This window comes from Streptomyces sp. 15-116A, assembly GCF_025290915.1.
In the GTDB taxonomy this organism is placed as follows: domain Bacteria; phylum Actinomycetota; class Actinomycetes; order Streptomycetales; family Streptomycetaceae; genus Streptomyces.
Genome location: NZ_JAOCQE010000536.1, coordinates 1 through 1,360 on the forward strand (window position 1 = coordinate 1; position 1,360 = coordinate 1,360).

Consider the following 1,360-nt stretch of genomic DNA (forward strand, 5'->3'; position numbering starts at 1 on the left):
ACGGCCCCGCCCGCCGTACGCCCCGCCCCATCCCGCTCGTTCAACCCCCCGCTCTCTCCTCCCCGGCCCCCACGCCCCCGGTCGCCCCCGCCGCGCGCAGGTCCGCGTTCAGGGCTGACAGGTCCGCGTTCAGGGTGGCCATCAGCTCCTCCATCTGCTGGAGCAGGCCCTTCGGGCGGTTCGGCTCACCGGTGTGCTGCGGCGCGGTCTCTTCGGACATGACGGCCTCCTCGGCCCCAGGCCCTCGCGGGGGCCGTACGGGTGACGCCCCGGACGTACCCCGGCCGGCGCGGGTGCCGGGTGTTCCGGCTCCGTGCGGGGCAACGATCTTCACCGGGTGTCGGTCACTGGGGCGGTCATATCAATCGGCCCGGAGCATGCAGGATGGACGTATGGATCTTCGCATCTTCACCGAGCCCCAGCAGGGTGCCACCTACGACACCCTCCTCACCGTCGCCAAGGCCACCGAGGACCTCGGATTCGACGCGTTCTTCCGCTCCGACCATTACCTCAAGATGGGCTCCGTGGACGGCCTGCCCGGGCCCACCGACGCCTGGATCACCCTCGCCGGTCTCGCCAGGGAGACCCGGCGCATCCGCCTCGGCACCCTGATGACCGCCGCGACCTTCCGCCTCCCCGGCGTCCTCGCCATCCAGGTCGCGCAGGTCGACCAGATGTCCGGCGGCCGGGTCGAACTGGGCCTCGGCGCGGGCTGGTTCGAGGAGGAGCACAAGGCGTACGGGATCCCCTTCCCCAAAGAGAAGTTCGCCCGCCTGGAGGAGCAGCTGGAGATCGTCACCGGTCTGTGGTCCACCGAGGTCGGCGGCACCTACGACTTCCACGGCACCTACTACGACCTCACGAACTCCCCGGCGCTCCCCAAGCCCGCCCAGCCCAAGGTCCCCGTCCTCATCGGCGGCCACGGCACCAGCCGCACCCCGCGGCTCGCGGCCAGGTACGCCGACGAGTTCAACATGCCCTTCGCCTCGCCCGAGGACAGCGCGGCGCAGTTCGGCCGGGTCCGCGCCGCCGCCGAGGAGGCCGGCCGGGACCCGGGCGACATCGCCTGCTCCAACCTCCTCGTCGTCTGCGTCGGCAAGGACGACCACGAACTCGCCCGCCGCGCCGCCGCCATCGGCCGCGAGGTGGACGAGCTCCGGGCCAACGGCCTCGCGGGCTCCCCGGCCGAGGTCGTCGACAAGATCGGCCGCTACCAGGAGATCGGCTCCCGCCGGATCTACCTCCAGCTCCTCGACCTCACCGACCTCGACCACCTGGAACTGATCTCCTCCCAGGTCCAGTCCCAGCTCGCGTAGGAGTCGTACGACGGACCGCCCCGCGGCCGGCGGCGCGCAGTCGG

2 protein-coding genes are annotated in these 1,360 nt (G+C 72.0%); one reads left to right on the forward strand and one right to left on the reverse strand.

What is annotated here, in order from left to right; all coding sequences use genetic code 11:
• Positions 1-40: 40 nt before the first annotated feature.
• A complete protein-coding gene (locus N4P33_RS35260) occupies positions 41-220 on the reverse strand; it encodes a hypothetical protein (RefSeq protein WP_260830986.1) in 180 nt (59 codons plus the stop codon).
• Positions 221-392: 172 nt separating this feature from the next.
• On the opposite strand from N4P33_RS35260, the gene N4P33_RS35265 reads away from it, so the two are divergent.
• On the forward strand, positions 393-1,316 hold the full coding sequence (locus tag N4P33_RS35265; protein ID WP_260830988.1) for an LLM class F420-dependent oxidoreductase: 924 nt from the start codon (positions 393-395) through the stop codon (positions 1,314-1,316).
• The last annotated feature ends 44 nt before the right edge of the window (positions 1,317-1,360 follow it).

Excerpts from the sequence above, each read along its gene's own strand:
- N4P33_RS35260 (WP_260830986.1), bottom strand. The coding sequence starts at position 220 with ATGTCCGAAGAGACCGCGCCGCAGCACACCGGTGAGCCGAACCGCCCG.
- N4P33_RS35265 (WP_260830988.1), top strand. The coding sequence starts at position 393 with ATGGATCTTCGCATCTTCACCGAGCCCCAGCAGGGTGCCACCTACGAC.